The organism is Paenibacillus agricola (genome assembly GCF_011440305.1).
In the GTDB taxonomy this organism is placed as follows: domain Bacteria; phylum Bacillota; class Bacilli; order Paenibacillales; family NBRC-103111; genus Paenibacillus_S; species Paenibacillus_S agricola.
In genome coordinates this window covers 91,192-112,826 of sequence record NZ_JAAOIW010000020.1, presented here as the reverse complement: position 1 = coordinate 112,826, position 21,635 = coordinate 91,192, and the positions used below count along the sequence as shown (strand labels likewise).

Sequence of the window (21,635 nt, the reverse complement as noted above, 5' to 3'; positions counted from 1 at the left end):
GACCCCTTATAGACGATGAGGTAGATAGGTCCGGGGTGGAAGTGCCGCAAGGCATGGAGCTGACGGATACTAATCGGTCGAGGGCTTATCCAAAGGAAGTCCCCCCTGAAGCGCAAGCTAAAGGGGGGGCGTTGCTCGACGCAGAAATTGTTGGTTTCGGATCTAGTTTTCAGGGTGCAAAGCCTGAAACATTATTTATATTCCCTGATAGCTCAGTTGGTAGAGCACTCGACTGTTAATCGAGTTGTCACAGGTTCGAGTCCTGTTCGGGGAGCCATTTATGGAGAGGTGTCCGAGTTTGGTCGAAGGAGCACGATTGGAAATCGTGTAGGCGCCACAAGCGTCTCAAGGGTTCGAATCCCTTTCTCTCCGTAGTATTTTTTTCAATATGGCCCGTTGGTCAAGTGGTTAAGACACCTCCCTTTCACGGAGGTAACAGGGGTTCGAGTCCCCTACGGGTCATTGTAAGTAAGGGCGCTTAGCTCAGCTGGGAGAGCATCTGCCTTACAAGCAGAGGGTCGGCGGTTCGATCCCGTCAGCGCCCACCATAAACATTATGATTCAATTGACGCGGGGTGGAGCAGCCCGGTAGCTCGTCGGGCTCATAACCCGAAGGCCGCAGGTTCAAATCCTGCCCCCGCAACTTATTTTTGAAGTAAGCTAACTTCAAAGAAATTATGGAGCCGTGGTGTAGTGGCCCAACATGCCTGCCTGTCACGCAGGAGATCGCGGGTTCGAATCCCGTCGGCTCCGCCATTATTCATTCCATCAAAGGAATGAACCCGTAAGTAAAAAAGGCTTGGTAGCTCAGTCGGTAGAGCAGAGGACTGAAAATCCTCGTGTCGGCGGTTCGATTCCGTCCCAAGCCACCATTTTTTCCAGATATGCCGTTGTAGCTCAACTGGTAGAGCAACTGACTTGTAATCAGTAGGTTGGGGGTTCAAGTCCTCTCGACGGCACCAGTACTTTTTAGATTAAAGCGCGTATTAATGCAGATTTAGAAGTACTACAATTAAATATGGAGGATTAGTGAAGTGGCTAAACACGGCAGACTGTAAATCTGCTCTCTCTGAGTTCGGTGGTTCGAATCCATCATCCTCCACCATTTTAGGGGCATAGTTTAAAGGTAGAACAAAGGTCTCCAAAACCTTTGGTGTGGGTTCAATTCCTGCTGCCCCTGCCATTCTTACAACTTTGGCGGTCGTGGCGAAGGGGTTAACGCACTGGTCTGTGGTTCCAGCATTCGTGGGTTCAAGTCCCATCGATCGCCCCATTATTTTTCTTAATGGGGATTAGCCAAGCGGTAAGGCAACGGACTTTGACTCCGTCATTCCTAGGTTCGATCCCTAGATCCCCAGTATTCTTAATATGCGGAAGTGGCTCAGCGGTAGAGCATCGCCTTGCCAAGGCGAGGGTCGCGGGTTCGATTCCCGTCTTCCGCTCCATAGATTTATTGGCGCCATAGCCAAGCGGTAAGGCAGAGCTCTGCAAAAGCTCTACCCCCAGTTCGAGTCTGGGTGGCGCCTCCAACAAGTTTTACATTTAGCCGGAGTGGCGGAATCGGCAGACGCACAGGACTTAAAATCCTGCGGTAGGTGACTACCGTACCAGTTCAAGTCTGGTCTTCGGCATACCAGTCTTATCAAGGGTTGTTGGTTAAGCCTTTGGTAAGACGAACCTTAAAATTAGGAAATCCTGTGTGTTTAAATTAGGTACACAGGATTCACGTATAAGTGGAACATACCTCCTTTGCAGTATCTGACTAAATCAGATGCAGTAAAGGAGTTTTTTTCATTGGCAATGCGCTTAACCAAGGTTAAAAAAGCCGCACCAGCAACAATGGAAGATGCATTAACACAGTTTATTAGTTGGAAGAAAGCGAACAACCTCAGTGAGCAAACCATTCTCGATTACACCACGCATGTTAATCTACTTTTCAAACGTTTCCCTGATGCAACGAAGTCTTATGTGCAATTAGAAAAATCCGTATATGAACACTTAGGGCAAGAAAAGATTAAACCAGCGACTTATAACAATCGCCTAGTATATTTGCGTAGCTTTTTTAAATGGTGCGTGGAAGAAGGCGTATTGTCCGATAATCCATTGGATGGTTTTAAAAAACGCAAAGATGAGGGCAGGATTGTCCAGATCGATGAAAAAGTATTAACAGATTTACTGCAACTACCTGACCAAACTACCTATGCTGGTTTACGTGATTACGCATTATTGCTCATTTTTTTGGACTGTGGGATTCGTCCTAAAGAAGCTTTCAGTTTAATGGAGTCTGATTACAACAGTTCTGCTCATGAACTAACAGTTGACGCCGATAAAGCTAAAACAAGAACGTCTAGGACGCTTCACATACTGGCGCAATCTGTAAAAGCAATTGATGAATTGATTTCCGTTCGACCCGATGAATGGAAGAATAAAGCCCCCCTTTTCTGCACGAATGAAGGCAAGCCTATAAACAGGCATACATGGGGTGACCGCATTGAAATGTATTGTAAGAAGCTTGGAACCAAATTCCATCCCTATGCACTCCGTCATGCGTTCTCAATTATGTTCTTGCGTGGTAAAGGAAACGCTTTTGCGCTTCAAATGATGTTAGGGCATGTAGATATGACTATGACCAAACGATATGTAAGGTTAACTAATAATGATGTTAAAGAGCAACATGCTATGGCTTCTCCGATACATCGAATTCTTCCTCCAAAGAAGCGATTAAGAAAAATCGATGGGAGGTGAAGGGTAAGCATATGACAAACGAAATTTTTGACAATGCCATTTCACTCAGCCGTTTATTATGGATAATGGGCGATGATCCATTTAACAGACTCTTAGCCATCACACAAGACCTTTTGCGACTTGCTAAAGAGCATGGTGACTTTGTATTGCCAGAACGTAGACAAGCTATTAGAGCCGAAATGGAGCGCCTGAGAGTAGAGAGGTCTGAAATACTCGGAGTCTTATTCTTCGTAAACAAATGGGATAATGACAAGCCGCCTAATGGTGACCCACAACAAAAGTAGCGTTTTAGTTCTCCCTAAAACGTAAAAACAAGCCTTAGAAGCGATTCTAGAGGCTTGTTTTTCTTTTGGATCTTTTGTTGTTTTGAGGAAAGAGGGTTTTTGCAGTGCGAATTGAAAACATAAATAATGAAAGGCTATACGCAGATTGAATTCAGTTATAGTGAAACCATTCGTTTTTTTTGAAAATATTAGGGACGTACTACCTAATATATTATATAATTGTTGGAAGGGAAGAAGCAAAATAGCTCTCTCACCATTGAATCACAATTTACTGTAAACGTAGGCAATCCTATCTTAAAAGGCTTGTATCCATCTACACCTTGTCTCTTTCAGAATCATGAAATCAAATCACTTCTTCTAATGCCTTCAATTAATAATATCGTTTTTGAAGACGATGAGCAGGGAATACAAGACGAAGAATTTACAGAGGATAATTATGCTAAGGTATACGGTGACCAGTATATATCCAAGATAGATGAATTAAGAGAAGCTATTACAGCATCAAGTACAGGCAGAAATGCCTTTAACGTGTTTAGCCTGGAAGCTGGGCTTGGCAAGAGTTTTCAGACCTTAAAGATAATTGATGCCAATCTTAACGATTGGCATCATTCACTTTCCTTCTTAATCGTAAAACGCTTCAAATCAGACATTGAAAGAAGCGAAAAATACTTAGCAAGCCATAACCACCCACTCCATACCAAAGTACTAGGTATTACAGCAGATAATTGGGGTGAGTGGAAATTCAAACAGGATGAACTAAAAGATATTCAGGTGCTGATCATCAGCCACCAGCGTTATATAAATTTATGCCTTGATGATGAACTCAGACAAGCATTTATGGAAAATAGGGAAGTGCTTATCATTGACGAGAAAATTAACTTCCCTATATATACTTTTTCCAAAAAAAATTATGACGAAGTACGTTCTTACCTTCACACAAGTATTCAGCCAGAATACGATAAGGTCTGCAATAAACTTAACAAAGAACTTCTTAAACAAGAAGTTGAAAAGAACAAGAACAAAGTTGTACGTTGTGAACCAAAGATTCACCCTGCAACACTTGAAAACTTCAAGAAAACCATTGAAGTGAACATTGAAAAAGAGATAGAAACGAAGACCAGAAACAAATTGAAGCATTTTATGGCAGGGCTTGACCAATGGTACAACACCAAATGTGTTTATAATGGTGGTAATATCTCTACCTACAACCGTAAGCACAGGCTATGGGGGTTGCAAAATAACATCATTCTTGATGCTAGTGCAGGAATAGATGCGACTTATCAGCTTGGTAAGTTCAATCTTATTGGTCAGGAGAGAATTGTTGACCATAATAAATCTCAATTCACAATCATCAATTTTAACTCAAGCAAAAGCCATTTACATCACAACCATAACAAATTTTACCCTGAAATTTGTGAAAAGATAAAAGCTAACCATAAACCCAAAGATAAGACACTAATCATATGCCATAAAGACAATCACAAAACCATATTAGAACAGCTATTCAAAGCTGATATTACGAAAATTGGCATTGGTGATGATTATGATAGTGAAGATTTCGCAATTAACTGGTTTGGAAATCTGATTGGCAAAAATGAATACTCTAACTTCAATCAAAGTTGGATTATTGGCACACCCAATATCCCATATGAGCAGTATTTAGTCCATTACATGATGTATAAGCAATCAGATTTGGGTAAAAAGCCCACAGAAATTGTACATGGCAGATTCCTTAACGATGAGTTTAAGGCTGTACAGATTGGCTATATTGCTTCAGAGATTTATCAGAGTGTCAAACGTATACAACGTAATGTAATGCCAGAGGGAGAATTTTTTATCATCAACAGCGATCAGAAGGAGATTGTGTCTACTGTACTAAGCCAAATCAAAGGTGCTGATAATGTTAGAATCATTGAAATGGACTTCAAACAAGAGAAGAAGGGTGAAAAGAGAGGGGATAACGTTGACAGATTTGTTGATTACGTATATGGATTGCCAAAGGGAAAGTATCAAAAGAAGGATGTATCTCAAGCTGTAGGCATAACAACCAACTTCAACAGAATCTTGACTCACGCAAAGGTTAAAGCTTTACTACCCACAGAAACAGGTTTAGGTATGATTAATATTCATAACAAGTACATTGAAAAGCTGACTGACCCGATTGTCCAACATGACGAATAAGGGAGGGTTTAGGTTTTTATTCATTTAAAACTTTAGAAATTTTCAATCCTTCAAGTAATCAGTTCTATCTATTATATAGATGTGCTGATGACTTGCTCAAAAAGGATAGCTATATTAAAGCTTTTATAGAACGATTTTCAAATAAGTTATGGCATACTTTCGGGTAAAATGGGTTCATCATATACACCATGAAGAATAACAGACGACTTTGGACAATTTGATCGTTGTGTTAATGATCCGAAAATACGATGCTGTATAGTAGAAGTCATATACTTGTAGGAAGCCACCGAAGCGAAGCGGAGGTATATTAATATCTCATTCAACCTTACTCCGCTTCGCTTCGTTCGGTTGGGTCGCTTTGCTCCCATCTTCAACACGGAAAGATAATAATAAGTATTCCAAGTATTTATTATTATAGAACTTATAGTAACTAAATCAAAGACATGTAGAGTAAAAGCCAAGAGAGTTGAAAAACGGTAACGAAGTTACCGTTTTTAACAAACAATTGCGAAGCATTTGTGCGTTAGCCCGAGCCCTTCAGGGCTCGGTATAAGTTGACATGTTGGAGGTTATTTAATATGGGGTTCATAAAGGAAATTAGCTGCAATCGCTAAAGTTCTTTGGATGCAGTCCAAAGGATTGAGACAATAATACGTTTACAAATATAACCATTTATTTTATAATAAGGATGTTCGAAAAGCATACGGCAAAGAAGTCCATGAGGAGGAACCTCTTGGACTTCTTTTATTTACAACTTACGAAGATTCACTTGCAAAAGATGCAGGAAGTGTAGCCGTTTTTGCTCACTTATTTACATTAATAATTGATGAAAATGGCTAAAAGAAATTTACGAAGCTAAAAAAACCTTTTAATGAGGTGCGGACATGTTAACTGAACAATTCCATGAATTTCTTAGCAAAAATAGACTTCTTCCTTTTAGTCTTTACTGGGAGCGTATTGAAGTTAACCACATTGATATTCTTGAAAATAAATTAAGAGTAAAAATGAAACAAGAAATTACAAAGACAACTGGAAAAACGGTTAAGGGTTTATATGTCTATTATAATGCTTCTGGTGGTTGTTTATATGTGGGAGAAGGTATGATAAGCAATAGAATACGTGATCATTATAACGAGTCTCATAATGAAAAATACAAAAACAAATATAAGAAATGGTTTGATTTCTTTTCAACTAATTTAGGACTATTAACAGTGTATTGGATGGCATATGATGATGAGATTGAAAGGAAAGCTATTGAAGCAATGCTGACAAAAGTTTTGAAGCCAAAATATAAATATCCTTAATTGTACAAAGCGGGGGCGATTATTTGGACATGAATCCTACGATAATGTTATGTGATTTTTAGTTTCATCTTGAAGCTAGGGCAACGTCTCACGAACGAGAACGCCCTTTGAGCGACCTTCATTCCCTACCCATCACCCAATCAGGCTTACATAGGTGGAGCGGAGCGCAGAACCAATCCAGCACGTTTCATTACGAGACCTTAAAAGGAGTGTCTGTTCGCCACAAGCCCGTTATAAACTACGATAGCTAATCCAATAATCAAGAGAATGTCAGTATAATAGAAGGTATTCTGTATCAATTCATGAGGAAAGTAGAACATAACGAAAAGCCAAGTGAGATCAATTTCTTACTTAGTTTTTCGAACGTATATTCGATAAAGTTAATATTATAAATTGACGGCTGATTTAATGATTTTTCGTTTCATCTAAGCTAGAGTATCGCTTGACGAATGAGAAAGCCCTGTGTGTGACCTTCATGCCCTAAGCCCTACCTATCCATCGCTCATCAGCTCGAAAAGGTGGAGCAGGAACACAGAACCAATCGTGCACGTGTTATCTACATGACGTTGAAATTAGTGTCTATATAGTCGCCACAAACTTGTTATGACTACGATAATACGATAGAAATATAATTAATACGGAAGATAAGAATATTGATAAAGCTGTCACCATAAAAATAAACAATGGAAATGAATATATAATCTGTTTAAGAATCCTATTATTATATAATAAAAAAAGGTGGTAATAACTATATTGTTTAACCGAGAAGTCAAAGATAAGTTCCTTTCTATGTACATCAATGAAGATACACGACAAACCTATAAGAGAATTTTTAACAAAAGTGAGTATGCTGAAAAGCGTTTTGGAGAAGATTTGTATTCATTTAGTAAAGACGAGATTGAGGAAGTACTATATGATCTTTCTCCTTTAACTCCACTTGCTTCACAAACAAATGGAAGGATCGTTACCGCTTATATTACTTGGGCAATGAATAATGGTTACAGAAAAACAATTAATCCATTGGTTGCTGCTTCTCCTGCTTGGTTTGATAAATTTGTTGATAAAACCTTTAAAATTTACTTTTCGAAGTCTGAAATTCAAGATATTGAGGCATATTGTGAGAACGCACAGGATAAAGTTCTAATTAGTTTATTTTTTGAGGGATTATCAGGCAAGGAATTCAAAGAAATCAGGCATATTAAGAAAAATGATATCGATTATGACAAGAACATTATTTATCTAACAAACAATCCTATTAACAGAAAAATTTTTGAAATCAAGAATGAAAGAACAATGAGTGTTTTGCGTCAAGCCGCAGATCAAACCAAGTACTATAAGAAAAATGGGGAAATGGAGGAAGTTGACAATGTAAGGAATTACACTGATTTGGTTAAAAATGAATATTTGATTAGAAGTTCTTTTACAAAAACTGAAAATATGATTAGTCCTGTTGATAAATCTGTTATCAATAGAAGGGTTAATACAATAGCTAAGCTCTTTCCAATGCCATATCTTGCGCCTAAAAACATTTCAAGAAGTGGCATGATATACATGGGATCGCAGTTGTTGAAAGAATATGGAACGCTGGGTAAAGAGCAATATCTTGAGATTTGCGAAAGATTTAATGTAAACAGTTGGTTTTCGCTCAAAGAGTTTGTTAATGAGGAAACGATACGGCGTCTCTACAATTCATAATCATTTGGATAAGGTGATTGTAAAGGTATTACTTGTGCAGTTGCACGTATATTTAAAGATTAGCCATCTGAATAGGTGGTTTTTGTTATTGAAGCGGTGGTGGTGTATTTTTTGCCGACAATTTATCATTTTTTTTCATACTCTTTAACAAGCCTATAGAATGTGGGTTTGGTTAGGTTTGATAACTCCATAGCTTTTACAGCGGTTATCGATCCATTCTTCCATTGTGTATAAGACTTCTTGAATTTATCCGTAATTTCGATCTTAGGTCTACCTAATTGCTTATTGTTCATCCTAGCTACAGCAATACCCTCAGACTGTCTTTCCTTAATAATATCCCTTTCAAATTCAGATAATGCAGCAAAAATAGTCAACATCAATTTCCCTTGCGGACTTGCAGTATCTATTCTCTCCTTTAGGGATACCAAAGCAACTCCCTTGTTGGACAATTCCTTTACTATTGAGAGTAAATCCATCGTGTTTCTTGCTAATCGGGAAAATGATTCAATGTATATAGTATCACCTTCTCTTACAAAAGAGAGCATTTCTATAAGCTTTGGTCTATCCTTTGTGGCTCCGCTTATCTTTTCGGAATAATACTTCTCTATCCCATTCTCCTTCATCATTTCTAATTGGCGTTGTTCGTTTTGATCTTGTGAACTGACTCTGATATATGCAACCTTCATATTTCCACGCCTTTCCAATTTTATTTGGGTAAGGCTATTATCCGTTAAAGTGTATCATAATGTCAATATTATTTTTGATACGTCCCTAAATGTAATTGCAACTTAAAGAAACACAACAAGCCTAATAATACCGATACTAGAAAAGAGTTAAGAAAGGTGTACTTTTTGATACGGAATCAAACGGGGAGGGGGGTATTAATTACATTTAAATAGGGTTGATATTCCTTAATATCGGTAGGCACAAATATAGCCCGAATATAAAATAATTTCCTCCATTTGATCTCGTTTATCCCCTCTTTACATTTTTGATAATTCAGTACGAATTGCAAGAATTGTATTTGTTAGTAACATGTTCAATTAAAATATTTGTCCCATATTCAACAAAATTTTATTTATGTTGTTACAATATATGGTATTCTTAATACGTAAGCGTGAAATACTACCTAACCTAATTTTGTCAATGAGTTAATCTTCCTCAGAACGAAGCGAGGAGGATTTTTTCATGACACGATCAGAAGTTAGACAAGGATGGGAAATTCGCATAGCAGTATATCGGGCTAGTTGTCAGACTTCTAGGGGGCTAATTACAAATGGTTTAAGGGGAGATGGTTTCATTGAAACATAAACTGGCTTTTATTTTCTTCATTTTATTAACAACAATATTAACTTCGTGTTCACCAACAGAACTCAAGATTGACAAAAGTAAGAACATTGAGATTGAGAAAAGTAAAAACGCTATGGAATTTATTATTTCACCAGGTGATCCTATTACTTCTACACCATTTGTTGATAGGGGAACGATGTATACTGGTCTTGTGAACGGACAGTTATTTGCTACAAATGTTGAAACAAAAAAAACGCTTTGGGAGTTCAATTCCCCTGAGTATCACATTGATGGTCTTAAAGCGTTCGACTCAATAAATAATTTTACGACTGACAACGAAAAGTTATATTTTGGAACAAGTTTTCGATTATATGCTCTTGACAAGAACACAGGTAAACTTGTTTGGAAGAATGAGATTAGGGAATGGGTAAATGCAGCTCCACTCGTATCTAATGGTCGTGTCATAATAGGCACAGACAACGGAAAAATTATGTCTATAGATGCATATAATGGTAAAGTCATTTGGGAAATTAGTACTCAAAAAAAACTTGGGGTTCGATCAGTAATTAAAGAGAGCAATGGTAATATATTTGTTTATGCAAACGACGGATTATTATATTCAATTGATGAAATAGAAGGTAAAGTTAATTGGATTTATAGAACACATCTGGCGGATAATGATTGGTCAAAAAATCAAATAGGTAGTTTACTCCTAACTTCACCGATTATATCTGAAAACCATATTTATTTTGGTAGTTGGGATGGATACTTTTACGCAGTTAATGAATCAACTGGCAGGTTAGTCTGGGAAAAAAATACAAATGGATATATTTCTACTTTTCCAATCAAAGTTGAAGATACACTATATTTCTCCAATGATGCTACCAGTTTCGCTTTAAATGCTAAGAGTGGGAATGTAATTTGGTCACGAAAAGTTGGAAACTCCTCCATTAATACAGCCTTTGTTTACCACAAAGAAAAACTAATTTACGGTGTTCAAAATAAAATTATTACTCTTAGTGCCATTACAGGAGATTTAATTACTGAGAAGGAGATTAATTACAAAGGGGGTAAGGATTACGTTAAATTAATCTCAAAGTTTGACCAAACAATTTACTTTACCACTATTTCCAGACCCGGTGTTCTATCTTTTGAGAAATTAGAATGATCTCCTCCGTAATTCCCTATCTTCATAGTAAATCGCTCCTTAGCTCCATCTATTACCATAATTTCTAAATGTACATTATCTAATTTCCATCCTTGCTCTAAAAAAGATAAGCAGAAAGCAGTTGAACGCATGTACAAGGATTAGTCACCTTTAAAGGAAGTAGTATATATTTTTAGAATAATTTGGGAATGATGGTAACAATGCAGGTGAGATTAAATTAGAGTGGCAGATATAATGAATAATATTATGGAGGGTTCAAATGAAAGGTGTGCTGTACAATAAAGACCAAGACTTACTTAAAAATAACAAGGTATTAGAGGAAAGATTGGAAATTGTTAAAAGAGAAAGGGAAAATGCCGAATGTCTATTCAAAGATCTTAAAATTGAATGTGAACACAAATATAAAAAAGCTAAGAAAAGTGGCAATCATCTTATTCAAGAAGCTAAATATTTGAAAAGTATTGAAAGTGATAATGAGGTTATGTGTTTTGATATTGAAAGTAAACAATATTATCGTCTAGGAAGACAAATATTGCCATGTAAAATAGCTGAAACACATAAATATAATATTTTTTGTAAACAGCATGACAATAATTTATTCAATAAAATTGAAAATGGACAAGTATTTGATTCGGAAAATAAGCAACAATGCTTTCAATTTGCACTCCGTGCGTTCACATTTGGGTTATCAGAACAAATTATTAAAGATAAACTAACATATATGAATCAAATTTTTGAGACTAAAGGAAGAGTATCTGTAAACTATCATTATACATATACATTGGAAAAATTTAAGAATTGCTATATAAATGATATTTGGGATACTTTAGAAACCTATACAATTCAATTAAATAAAAAAATACAATTTATTTCTTGCTCTTGGTTTTATCCCTATATTAATATGAATAAAAAATACAGAGGCTTTGTAGAAGATAAGATTTTTTTGAATATCTTCCCGCAAAATGAAAAGTCAATTATTATTATTTCATATTTTAAAGGTTCTAAATATGGTGAAGAATTATGTAACCAACTTAAAACTTTTGTTGAAAAGAAACAAATTAATAAAATCGAAGATTATTTAAGTAAAATGGTTGTTTCGCAAGATAAGAATATTGTACTAAGTCCTGTTCTTTTTGAAAGTTGGTCAGAAGAACAAAAACGTAACTTTTACAAGTATGCTCATTTATTTAAGAGTGGTAGAATACTAAATATTTTTAAGGCATTCTTTTTTTTGAAGTATAAAAAACCTAACTTTAATTTATTTAAAAGCAAATAAAAATTTATTAGCTTTTATTTGTTATATTAGGTATGCCGATATATCTTAGGAGAGTTAGTAAGCAGTATGACTTGTGCGAGATACTCAAAAGAATTTTACATAATTACAAAAGAAGAACACCAACACCATGAATATAAATAAAGCTTTCCCGAAGATACTTCTTGGGGAAAGCTTTATTTTATATAATTACAAATAAGATCTTCTTTATTTATACTTTGAGAATCGACATAATAACCAAATAACCTTTGTTTTAGGTAAATACAACCATGTAAAAAGGAGGAAAAAAGGATGTTTTATCGAATTAGTTTTAGATTGTATTGAGAATTGGTATTAAAAAGAGATAACTAGCAGGGGTAATAGGAACTACTTTGTTGATGGGATTGGGAACTGGTGCTGTAGCCGCATCAACATTGGAAGAGATCAAAGCATTATTAAATTAATTAATAAATCCACTTGAAGAATACAATTACTCAAAAAGGTTATATTCATAACTATGTTAAAAACATTCATAAGGAGAATAACAAATGAATTTTTACATAATATATTATCCGAATTCAAAAGGTCATGAAAAAAAAGATTATCCTTATATTGAATTGCTTTATGATAAGTGGAATGATTTTGGTTATTGTACTTCTTTTACTGCACATTTGTATATAAATGATCATAAGTCATTAGATATGGGGGCTTTAAAAATCTTACACATAACTGATAATTTTACAATAAATGTTATTGATAAGAATTTTGAATCGCTAGAAGAGGGTAAATTCTGTTCATTAGGTCAATCGATGGAATACTATAGAGATTTAAGAACACTCGAACAAAAATTATATGAGGATATATTGCATTCTTTGAAAGATGTTGCCATTTACAAGGAATACTATGAAAAATTTAAGGGGCATGGTGGGATTGGGGATTCTTTTTTTAGATCAAGCGAAGCTAAAAAAGCGTTTAGTTCAGCTATTCAATATTTTGGTGGTGAAAAAAGAGATGAAATTTTTAATTTTACATATAAATTTAACCCCCCATATTCTAATCAAAAAATAAACATAACTTTTGACTATTCAAAGAAAGATTTTGTGCCTAACAAAATGTTCGTATTGGTAGGGAAAAATGGTTGTGGAAAAACACAATTTATGGAAAGATTTGCAAATTCACTTTGTGGTAGTGAAAGTAAAGAGAATAGTATTGAAGCATTTGATAATATGCCGTTATTTAGTAAAGTTATTGCTGTTTCTTTTAGCGCATTTGATGATTTTAAAAAGCCGCAACAAGATGAAAAAAGGAATAGTTCAGGGTCTGAACCAATGAATAATTATATATATTGTGGTATCCAAGGTAATGATGAAAAAACTTTATCGTTAAAGGAAATGAGGGAAATTGGGGAAATCAGATTTAAAGAACTTAGAAAAAATGATGAAAAATTTCAACTCTGGAAACGAACAATGATGAGTGTCTTAGAAAATGAGTTTGAAGTCTTATTAAAAGAAACTGAGCCAGAAAAAATATTCGAAGCAAGATTAAGTTCAGGGCAAAACATACTATTATATACAATGACTAATGTGATAGCTAATATTGAATATGAGTCAATATTGCTATTTGATGAACCAGAACTTCATCTGCATCCCAATGCAATCTCAAATCTTATGAGAACATTATCTGATTTATTAAAGGAATATAACTCTTATGCAATAGTTTGTACACATTCACCTTTAATTGTTCAGGAAACAGCTTCAAGATATATTAAAAAATTTGTTAGAGAAGATAACCTTCTAGATGTAAGAGAGTTATCATTAGAATCACTAGGGGAAAATTTAACTTCAATAACGGAAGAAGTATTTAATGTGAAAGATGTTGAGAGTTATTACAAAACAATATTTAGAACCGCTGTAAATAGAGAAAATAAAAATTTGGATGCTATCTTGAATAAGTTCCCTAATGGATTAAGTTACAATGCTATGACTTATATAAGTGTTATTGAGAAAAACAAACAAAATAGAGGTAAAAATTAATGAGGAATTTATTGCCAATCACTGTAATGAGTCCTGAAGATATATTTTTAGCAATAGCTAAGAGTAAAAATAGTCCTTGTAAAGACTTACTTTATGTACATAATTCCAACCTTAATCCTATGAGTTGTATTCAAAGTTCAGTGCTTGAGAGGTATGAAGAGTACCAAGATAAACGTAATAATTTGTTTGACATAGATGATAGTAAGTTTATAGGAACAGAAAAAGATTGTCTTAAAAATTGTTATGATTCTAGTACTACTTCCTTTGAGTGGATGTATGCAGAACTTTTTAAGATTCAAGATACATACAATAAAGACAAGTGTCCATACTGTGGTATAAATTCCCCATCAACAAGAGATCATTATCTTCCAAAGGAATTATATCCTGAATTTGCTGTAATGAGTCATAACCTAGTTCCTTGTTGTGATGATTGCAATAGACTCAAAGGTAAAAAATTCAAAGATAATTTAACAAAGAAGAGAATGTTTATTCATTTTTATTATGATGAAATTCCAAATGATGTTTTTATTGAAGCCTTCATTAGCATTGGGAATAAAGATGAACCAGTTGTAAATGTAGTTATAAATCCACCTGTTGCTTATACAAATGCTTTTTATGATATCGTCCAATCACATTATAAAGAGTTAAATGTCCTTGAAAGAATCGAAAACGAAGTTAACACATATGTAAATGAGATCTATCAGATTAATAAAAAGTGCTTGGAAGAAGGTTTAGAAGAAGTAGATTTAAAACGCTTGTCTTTAATAGACATTAGAATTTATGAAAGAAATCATGGCATTAATTATTGGAAAGCAGTTATAAGTAGAGGTATTTTACAATGTGCTGATTTTTATAAATTGTAACAGTTTATGTTATTATTAGATAAGTAGATCAGCTGAAAGTGAAAGTTATTGCTCAATTGGATGGTTGGTGTTTCCTCAACGAGATAAATATAAAGAAAGGCTTTCCCAAAGATAGCATCTTTTGGGAAAGCCTTTTCAAAGTGATTTCCTGAAATTTTGGACTACATTAATCCTTGCCCAGTGAATTTGGTGTTTCATTTTAATTCAACCGCTTAATATGCCACTCTAAACTTACAATTCTCCTTAATGAAGTAGTCCCCATTCACAACCACGCAATTGTCTGCATGCTTTGTTATCTGTCTATAGTCTATTTTCTCACCTTCTTGTAGCACGTAAACTAGTACTGCAAAAAACTTAGCGTTGTCAAAATCGAAGAATGACTACTCCCTAGTTTAACATTACAGGCTTCGAAATACTTTCCGATCCTGTTTTTTTTGCAAATAGCCCTCCGATGCGTTTCTTCCGAAGTCGGCACAGATCACGTAATTCTCTTAAATCTTCCGATGGAACAAAGTTAGGCTCAAGAGACCCACATGCAGCAATATAGCGATCCACTCTGCATCACAAACATCCGTTTTCCGACGGGTACGATCTTAATTCTCTGGGGATTGGCGAGTACCACGGTGAAATACCCCTCCAAGATATCGAAGACGGGCTTCCAGTAGATCCCAGTGCTTTCCATTGCGACAAATGGGTCACCGAATGGAACACTTTGGACCTCGCCTGATAAATCTGTCGTTAGCACACAAACGACAATCGTTTCTTGATGGACATCCTTGCCTGCACAACGCTAAAGTAGAATTTCCATACGACAATACCTCCACAAATGGTGAATCTAGTAAACGCATGCTATCTTCATGCTAGGTTTGCGAGTGAAAACTCTTGAATGTTTATTTTTGATAGTGAAGGTGATATCAAGATAGCCATCTATTTTTGGGATAATTACTACTTCTTCCTCAGAAAATAAAAGTGGATAATAATTCCTGTAAATGGTAAAATCCATTAGGTATAATTACCAGTTATGGGAGATAGGAGTCAACCTTTAAAAACTGAGAATGAACCTATTATAAGTGAAGTGATAACGCTATTTATGTACCACTATGGAGTATATTAGGGCAGTTGAATATGTCGGCAGAAGAGTAAAATGGGGTACTAAGAATTAATCATCCATATCGGATTTTGTAAATACAATCAGACCAAAGTATGATGACATATTTCGGCAGCAGAATGGACATTCATAATACAAGATTAGACTATCCAATTATTTCGCAGGATTATGTATTGTATGCACCCCTCACATTTTTGAGCGATTATCTGGATATGCAAATAACCTATGGTGAAAATACGTATTGACATCGCAGCAGCAGATTTTAGTAAGGAAGTATCGTGGGGAACTGATGACTTAATTAAAGCGGCTATGGATAAGTTGAAATTAGATGCGGATGCTGAGGCCTTCTGGAAAAATCATGAAGAGGTTTGTAGAGGAAATAATTCATTTGAAGATGAAGTTACTTATAACGTTGAGATGTTTAGTTTCCCAAGATGAATATATATGCTGAACAGTGGGTATATAGATGGAGGGATTCAACTAGTAGTTACTATTATTTTAATCAATCAGGCAAAGTTGCTGCCGTACAGGATTAAAGGTGAATAGGTTACATTTTGTTGAAGTAATTTTGATGTTTCAATAGTCGTTTTAAATAAGGTGCCAGTTCATATAAGTTCGCCGTGGCGGCAGTTATTGGAGTTGTTACTGTCACTTTAATCCGAAATAAAGGGTGTAAAAAGAGTTGAATTATACACCTCAATTAATAGACTTATCCTATAGTCGTTATAGGCAGATAAGCAGGATGTTGCCTGAATGGGCGCATCCTTTTTGTTTTCGGATCTTACATTCCGAGTAGAGCCAAGCATTATTTGAAGATTCATCCTAGAATTGAAATTAATACGGATAGTATAGAATGGACCGAAGGAACTACTCATTTTCTTCCTGAAGAAGATCATATTAACAGTATTTAAACCTATTTTATGAAGAAAATTGACGAGCTTGCGGATATCAAAACATCAAATCCTCAGCTTGGCTGGAGGAACTAAGGGAGAATAAAAATTAGCTGCGGGGTGAATACCATGCATCAAATCTCAATATGTAAGCTAGATTTACTTGTGCATACGGCTATATCACATTTAGTTGCGGAAAGCTCTAAGGAAGGTTTCCGACATATGAAGCGGTTGGTGGACGAGTATGAGAGTGGCACTAACCTATTCGACAAGCAAGGTGAGGCACTGTTCATAGCCTGTGATGATACTAGGATCATTGGAATTGGCGGCTTAAACCAAAGCTTTACAGAACAAATTGGACGCGTTAGACGCTTGTACATTTCACAAGATTACCGTAAACAAGGCATCGGCAGGATGATCATGAATCATATCATTGAAGAAGCGAAGCAGCATTATCAGATGATTGAATTGAAAACAGATAGTCCAGCCGGGGGCAAATTCTATCGTTCATTAGGCTTTTCAGTTAAAGACGGTGATGAGCATGTCAGTCATTATCTTATATTGGACAAGGCTTGATGATGGATGTCTTTTGGAAGGCGGGGAAAATGACAACATGTTCAGTTCAATCTTCACAAAGATCTACTTGGCGTTGAGTGGACTCAAAAAAAATGTGTTACATAACTGAGGAGAGTTTGATCTTTGAGATCATCGAGGTATCCTAGCAGTCTTTCATCCTCTTCAGAATGGTGTAGTACATTGATGAGTGACAGAATTGTCGTAGTTTATGGGATGAGTTTAGACCTAGCAATGTAATGGTGACAATGGTGAAGGAGGGGGTTGGATTTTGATGCTCTATACACCAATTAAGCCAATGATCGTAAGCATAGGAAATGAGCCGTTCAATGATGAAAGCTTCATCTTCGAGCCAAAATGGGATGGATGGAGAATACTTTTACATAAGCAGGGTAATCGCATAGAGGCATACACACGTAACGGAAATAATGTTACCAACAAGTTTCCAGAGTTAAAGGAAGCGACAAATGCTATAAAGGCACATACCGCAATTTTGGATTGTGAAGGCATTGTGCTGCGTGATGGTAGACCCATATTTGATGATTTCTCCTTTCGTGGTAGATTAAGTAATTCATCAAGAATTAGAAATGCAGTCAACACGCATCCAGCAACATTTGTCGTATTTGATGTTTTATGTACGGATCGTGAGCATTTGAAAGAGCCGCTTATGATGCGGAAACAGCGGTTGCATGAAATTGTCTCTGTAACGAACATTATATCGCCAACGATGTATATTGAAGCGCAAGGTCGGTCTTTGTTTAATTTAACTAAAGATCGTGATATGGAAGGCATTGTGGCAAAGCGCAAGGAATCCAAATACTATCTGGACACTAAAAGTCCTGATTGGCTAAAAATAAAGCACTTCAAGACGATTGACGTTATTATATTGGGATACAGAACCAAACCGTTTGGGCTCGTTATAGGATTGAATTTTAGGACTGTGCCCAATAAACCTGTAGGTGTTGTAGAGTTTGGTTTTAAGCCAGAAGAAATGCAAATGTTCCTAGAGGTGGCAAAGCATCTTCAAACGGTTAAGGATCAGAAAACGCAATGGATGGAGCCGCGTTTATGTTGCCGTATTGAATATCTCGAAAGAACAGATACGCATCATTTAAGAACAACGGTGTTTCGAGGATTTTTGTTGGATAAGAAACCAGAGGATTGTAAATGGAGAGTTTAGAAAAGTAAACAACGGATTCCTGGGCTAGCTCTATCAGAGCCGCCAATTAAAGGGTTTCCCAAAACTATGGGATCCATCAATAATTCAAATTAAGAAACTAATGGAAAAATTGTCGTAATGTGGGCAAATGAAGGCTGGTGAAAATAGTGCGACTGATTAGCAGAATAACGGACCATGATTTTTTAGGTGGAGATCCTATTTTCATTGATCATGTGTCTCGACAAGCTTCAAGGGGCGTTCTGGTTGATAATGAATTCAATGTTGCCATGATGTTTATGTCACAGCTCAATCTTTATAAATTACCTGGTGGAGGTATAGAGGAGGGTGAAGACAAGCAGGAGGCATTTTTGCGTGAAATTAAGGAGGAAACAGGTTTCGATTCTGAGATCCTTCATGAGTTAGGGTATATCGAAGAACATAAAAATAGAAATCAATTCATGCAACTCTCTTATTGTTTTATCGCTAGAGTACTTGGCCATAGTGCGGATACAATGCTTACTGAAAGTGAGATCGAACTTGGAATGCAAGTGAGATGGATGCACTTAAGAGAAGCTATAAGGGAAATGGAGCATTCAGCCCAGCGCTGTGATGATCATTCCACTAAGTTTATGATTTTACGGGATCGTATTCTACTCGAAGAAGCTTCCAAAAGGTTGGATGTAGGTGAACAAAATAGTAAGGAGGCGATGTATGGTAAATATAAGAGACTTTAGCCAATCGGATATTGAAGCATTAGCTGAGTTAATGGGCGAGCTCGGTTACCCAACATCGATAGAATCTATGCTAAAGCGTATGGAAGCAATCGAATCCAGTTCAATGAACAGTACCTTCGTAGCGGAGATTGATGATAAGGTAGTCGGTATGATTGGTCTTTTAATGAATAACAATTATGAATATGACAGCATGGTTATGCAAATCGTTTCACTTGTAACGCGAGCTGATCATAGAGGTACTGGTGTGGGCAGTGCGCTTATAAAACATGCTGAGGAATGGGCCACAACGCATGGTGCCAGCGCTATGTCTTTAACTAGCGGTATCAAACCTGAGCGAGTTGCCGCACATGAATTCTACAAGAACAAAGGATATTATATTTCAGGATATCGCTTTTCAAAAAAGCTATAAGCAAAGAAATATAGACATGCAGGAGGGTTTCACAACATTTATTACTGAGATTCCAACGGATCAACGAGTAGGTGGCGTGCATTGTACGCCTGTCCTAGACAATGGAGATATGATGGTATGGGGTAAATAGGAGCAAGTTTGACTACCATTGGAGGTAGATTAGAAGATAACGAATCATTCTGGGAAAAAGGAGAGCAAATTCAATGAACTTGAACTACTGGAAAGGCGAGACTATCCAACTTCGCGCTGTAGAGGCAAGAGATGCAGTTGCTTTTTATGACTGGAATCATGATGCTGAAATATCCAGGAATATTGATGCCATTCATTTTCCGCAATCGTTGGAGCAAGTAAAACAGTGGATAGAAAGGGATAGCCAGATTAGAAGTGAGAAGTTTCGTTGGATAGCGGAAAATAAGGAAGGAGAAGTTGTAGGAACCATAGATACATTTTCATGCTTTCCGAGACAAGGGACGTTCAAATACGGAATTGTATTAGGTAGATCACATTGGGGAAAAGGGTATGCCAAAGAGATGATCAAATTGGTACTGAGATATTATTTTCAGGAATTAGGCTACCAGAAGGTGACCCCGCATGTATACTCTTTTAATGAGCGTTCCATCCATCTGCATGAAAGCCTTGGGTTTAAAAGGGAAGGACAACTTCGTAATATGTTGTATACGGACGGACGGTACTATGATGAGATATACTTTGGCATGACAAGGGATGAGTTTAATAAGCTATACGGTTAAACGGGGATTGAGTTGCAGTCCTGAAAGGAGCTAAATAGAGGGGGGCCATAATGAACAGATATACGCATATTGGGGTTTATGGACTGCTATTGCGAGATAATCACGTGCTATTAATTAAGAAATCCAGAGGGCCACATACAGGCAAATGGGATCTGCCAGGCGGCACTATAGAATTTGGCGAAGAACCTCTCGTCACCCTAGAACGTGAATTTTTTGAAGAGACGGGACTTACTCAAATAAGCGGAACTATCAATCGCGCTTCATCCTACACATTAATTTACCCGTATAAGGATGGTGAACTGGAGGAACTGCACCATATCGGCATTATATACGATGTGGAACTACAGGGCGCCAGTATAGAGGTGAAAAGCGAAGAGGATGGGGAAGATTCATTTGGAGCCAGCTGGCTTCCACTCGATGAAATTCCCAACATGGAGGTTACGCCGTTTGTTCAAGAAATCTTATGTAGGAAGTAGAAAATACCTACTGTTAATAGGAATCTTAATCAGAAAGAGGTGAAGTAATGGACGGGCAGATTATATGTGCAATGGAGATACAACATTATGAAAGAGTAGCGAAACTGTGGAGTAAAGCTATGGGAACTGCTGTATCGCTTGAATTTGATTCGTGGGAGAGAATAGCTGCGTATTTGAAACGCAACCCCAATATGAGTACGGTTGCAATGGTCAATGATGAAGTCGTAGGAACCGTTCTGTGTGGTCACGATGGTCGCCGCGGCACCCTTTATCATGTAGCTGTATCCGAGGAACATCGATGCAAGGGGGTAGCTCGGCAAATGGTGGAGCGGAGCTTATCATGTCTTAAGCAAGAAGGTATTGATACGGCTGTGCTATTTGCACATATAGAGAATGTGAACGCAGTTGAACACTGGAGAAGGAGTGGCTGGCCTTCCTATCCAAACGTATTGTATCATCTGAGGGAGTTTTGATCTTTCTTGGGATCTACCAGGAGGTAAATCTGAAAAGAATGAGTCAGCACAGGAAACTGCGCAAAGAGAGGTAAAAAAACGACTATAATCAAGAACCTCAGCCAAGGTCACTTGAGATTTTAGAATGCAAATATTGCTCTATAGATGACCTGCCCAAACCGATTAGTGACTTCACTTGTAAACGTATACAGGAAGATTTAAGTAATGACGGGAACCATCTATTTCACGTTATAGGGTCGAGCCAGTGGA

At 36.6% G+C, this 21,635-nt stretch carries 18 protein-coding genes, 15 tRNA genes, 1 rRNA gene and 2 pseudogenes; 34 read left to right on the top strand and 2 right to left on the bottom strand.

All coding sequences use genetic code 11. From position 1 onward, the window contains the following. The 21 genes from G9U52_RS33225 to G9U52_RS33125 form a co-directional block, all read left to right on the top strand. Positions 1-93, top strand: a 23S ribosomal RNA gene (locus tag G9U52_RS33225); the annotation flags it as partial. Between the two features lie 108 nt (positions 94-201). Beyond that, positions 202-277 (top strand) — tRNA-Asn (locus G9U52_RS33220). Between the two features lie 5 nt (positions 278-282). After that, a tRNA-Ser gene (locus G9U52_RS33215) sits at positions 283-372 on the top strand. Positions 373-390: 18 nt separating this feature from the next. After that, positions 391-462: transfer RNA gene (locus G9U52_RS33210), tRNA-Glu, on the top strand. A gap of 10 nt (positions 463-472) precedes the next feature. Beyond that, positions 473-548, top strand: a tRNA-Val gene (locus G9U52_RS33205). A 21-nt stretch (positions 549-569) separates the two neighbouring features. Continuing rightward, positions 570-643, top strand: a tRNA-Met gene (locus G9U52_RS33200). Between the two features lie 36 nt (positions 644-679). Continuing rightward, positions 680-756 (top strand) — tRNA-Asp (locus G9U52_RS33195). 40 nt (positions 757-796) lie between these two features. Further along, positions 797-872 (top strand) — tRNA-Phe (locus G9U52_RS33190). Positions 873-886: 14 nt separating this feature from the next. After that, a tRNA-Thr gene (locus G9U52_RS33185) sits at positions 887-962 on the top strand. A 58-nt stretch (positions 963-1,020) separates the two neighbouring features. Further along, positions 1,021-1,105: transfer RNA gene (locus tag G9U52_RS33180), tRNA-Tyr, on the top strand. 4 nt (positions 1,106-1,109) lie between these two features. After that, positions 1,110-1,183: transfer RNA gene (locus G9U52_RS33175), tRNA-Trp, on the top strand. 14 nt (positions 1,184-1,197) lie between these two features. Beyond that, a tRNA-His gene (locus G9U52_RS33170) sits at positions 1,198-1,273 on the top strand. 13 nt (positions 1,274-1,286) lie between these two features. Continuing rightward, positions 1,287-1,358, top strand: a tRNA-Gln gene (locus G9U52_RS33165). A gap of 12 nt (positions 1,359-1,370) precedes the next feature. After that, positions 1,371-1,445, top strand: a tRNA-Gly gene (locus G9U52_RS33160). Positions 1,446-1,455: 10 nt separating this feature from the next. Next, positions 1,456-1,529, top strand: a tRNA-Cys gene (locus G9U52_RS33155). Between the two features lie 16 nt (positions 1,530-1,545). Then, a tRNA-Leu gene (locus G9U52_RS33150) sits at positions 1,546-1,631 on the top strand. A gap of 169 nt (positions 1,632-1,800) precedes the next feature. After that, positions 1,801-2,745, top strand: a complete 945-nt coding sequence (locus tag G9U52_RS33145; RefSeq protein ID WP_166155873.1) for a tyrosine-type recombinase/integrase — start codon at positions 1,801-1,803, stop codon at positions 2,743-2,745. 11 nt (positions 2,746-2,756) lie between these two features. Beyond that, positions 2,757-3,029, top strand: coding sequence for a hypothetical protein (locus tag G9U52_RS33140; protein WP_166155845.1), 273 nt, complete (start codon positions 2,757-2,759; stop codon positions 3,027-3,029). 222 nt (positions 3,030-3,251) lie between these two features. Beyond that, positions 3,252-5,210 (top strand): hypothetical protein, encoded by a 1,959-nt coding sequence (locus G9U52_RS33135; protein WP_207953355.1) that lies wholly within the window; start codon positions 3,252-3,254, stop codon positions 5,208-5,210. 884 nt (positions 5,211-6,094) lie between these two features. Beyond that, positions 6,095-6,514 (top strand): hypothetical protein, encoded by a 420-nt coding sequence (locus tag G9U52_RS33130; protein ID WP_166155841.1) that lies wholly within the window; start codon positions 6,095-6,097, stop codon positions 6,512-6,514. A gap of 753 nt (positions 6,515-7,267) precedes the next feature. After that, positions 7,268-8,209, top strand: coding sequence for a phage lytic cycle repressor MrpR family protein (locus G9U52_RS33125; RefSeq protein ID WP_166155839.1), 942 nt, complete (start codon positions 7,268-7,270; stop codon positions 8,207-8,209). 125 nt (positions 8,210-8,334) lie between these two features. On the opposite strand, the gene G9U52_RS33120 is transcribed toward G9U52_RS33125, so the two are convergent. Further along, entirely contained in the window at positions 8,335-8,895 is a 561-nt protein-coding gene (locus tag G9U52_RS33120; RefSeq protein WP_166155837.1) for a recombinase family protein, read from the bottom strand. A gap of 614 nt (positions 8,896-9,509) precedes the next feature. Here G9U52_RS33120 and G9U52_RS33115 point away from each other — a divergent pair. From G9U52_RS33115 to G9U52_RS33100, 4 genes are all read left to right on the top strand, one after another. Further along, the gene (locus tag G9U52_RS33115; protein WP_166155835.1) at positions 9,510-10,667 is read left to right on the top strand and encodes a PQQ-binding-like beta-propeller repeat protein; all 1,158 of its coding nucleotides are present in this window, start codon (positions 9,510-9,512) and stop codon (positions 10,665-10,667) included. A 259-nt stretch (positions 10,668-10,926) separates the two neighbouring features. Beyond that, positions 10,927-11,943 carry a hypothetical protein gene (locus tag G9U52_RS33110; protein ID WP_166155833.1) on the top strand — a complete coding sequence of 339 codons (1,017 nt, stop codon included), beginning with the start codon at positions 10,927-10,929 and terminating at the stop codon, positions 11,941-11,943. Positions 11,944-12,467: 524 nt separating this feature from the next. Continuing rightward, positions 12,468-13,952 carry an AAA family ATPase gene (locus G9U52_RS33105; RefSeq protein ID WP_166155830.1) on the top strand — a complete coding sequence of 495 codons (1,485 nt, stop codon included), beginning with the start codon at positions 12,468-12,470 and terminating at the stop codon, positions 13,950-13,952. Then, the gene (locus G9U52_RS33100) at positions 13,952-14,815 is read left to right on the top strand and encodes an HNH endonuclease (RefSeq protein WP_166155827.1); all 864 of its coding nucleotides are present in this window, start codon (positions 13,952-13,954) and stop codon (positions 14,813-14,815) included. Before G9U52_RS33105 ends, G9U52_RS33100 begins: the two co-directional genes overlap by 1 nt. A gap of 367 nt (positions 14,816-15,182) precedes the next feature. On the opposite strand, the pseudogene G9U52_RS40420 reads toward G9U52_RS33100, so the two are convergent. Beyond that, positions 15,183-15,572: pseudogene (locus G9U52_RS40420) on the bottom strand (IS110 family transposase); the annotation flags it as partial. A 576-nt stretch (positions 15,573-16,148) separates the two neighbouring features. Here G9U52_RS40420 and G9U52_RS33095 point away from each other — a divergent pair. The 9 genes and pseudogenes from G9U52_RS33095 to G9U52_RS41930 form a co-directional block, all read left to right on the top strand. Next, a complete protein-coding gene (locus tag G9U52_RS33095; protein WP_166155824.1) occupies positions 16,149-16,361 on the top strand; it encodes a hypothetical protein in 213 nt (70 codons plus the stop codon). Between the two features lie 581 nt (positions 16,362-16,942). Continuing rightward, on the top strand, positions 16,943-17,389 hold the full coding sequence (locus G9U52_RS33090) for a GNAT family N-acetyltransferase (protein WP_166155821.1): 447 nt from the start codon (positions 16,943-16,945) through the stop codon (positions 17,387-17,389). Between the two features lie 271 nt (positions 17,390-17,660). Then, positions 17,661-18,566: an ATP-dependent DNA ligase gene (locus tag G9U52_RS33085; RefSeq protein ID WP_166155870.1), complete on the top strand. Its 906-nt coding sequence runs from the start codon at positions 17,661-17,663 to the stop codon at positions 18,564-18,566. 137 nt (positions 18,567-18,703) lie between these two features. Further along, on the top strand, positions 18,704-19,279 hold the full coding sequence (locus G9U52_RS33080; protein WP_311764966.1) for an NUDIX hydrolase: 576 nt from the start codon (positions 18,704-18,706) through the stop codon (positions 19,277-19,279). Then, positions 19,257-19,688: a GNAT family N-acetyltransferase gene (locus G9U52_RS33075; RefSeq protein WP_166155818.1), complete on the top strand. Its 432-nt coding sequence runs from the start codon at positions 19,257-19,259 to the stop codon at positions 19,686-19,688. Before G9U52_RS33080 ends, G9U52_RS33075 begins: the two co-directional genes overlap by 23 nt. 203 nt (positions 19,689-19,891) lie before the next feature. Further along, on the top strand, positions 19,892-20,437 hold the full coding sequence (locus G9U52_RS33070) for a GNAT family N-acetyltransferase (RefSeq protein WP_166155815.1): 546 nt from the start codon (positions 19,892-19,894) through the stop codon (positions 20,435-20,437). Positions 20,438-20,487: 50 nt separating this feature from the next. Further along, the gene (locus tag G9U52_RS33065; protein WP_166155812.1) at positions 20,488-20,913 is read left to right on the top strand and encodes an NUDIX hydrolase; all 426 of its coding nucleotides are present in this window, start codon (positions 20,488-20,490) and stop codon (positions 20,911-20,913) included. Between the two features lie 71 nt (positions 20,914-20,984). After that, positions 20,985-21,386 (top strand): GNAT family N-acetyltransferase, encoded by a 402-nt coding sequence (locus G9U52_RS33060; protein ID WP_207953354.1) that lies wholly within the window; start codon positions 20,985-20,987, stop codon positions 21,384-21,386. A gap of 13 nt (positions 21,387-21,399) precedes the next feature. After that, positions 21,400-21,474 (top strand): annotated as a pseudogene (locus tag G9U52_RS41930) (NUDIX hydrolase); the annotation flags it as partial. Positions 21,475-21,635 lie beyond the last annotated feature (161 nt).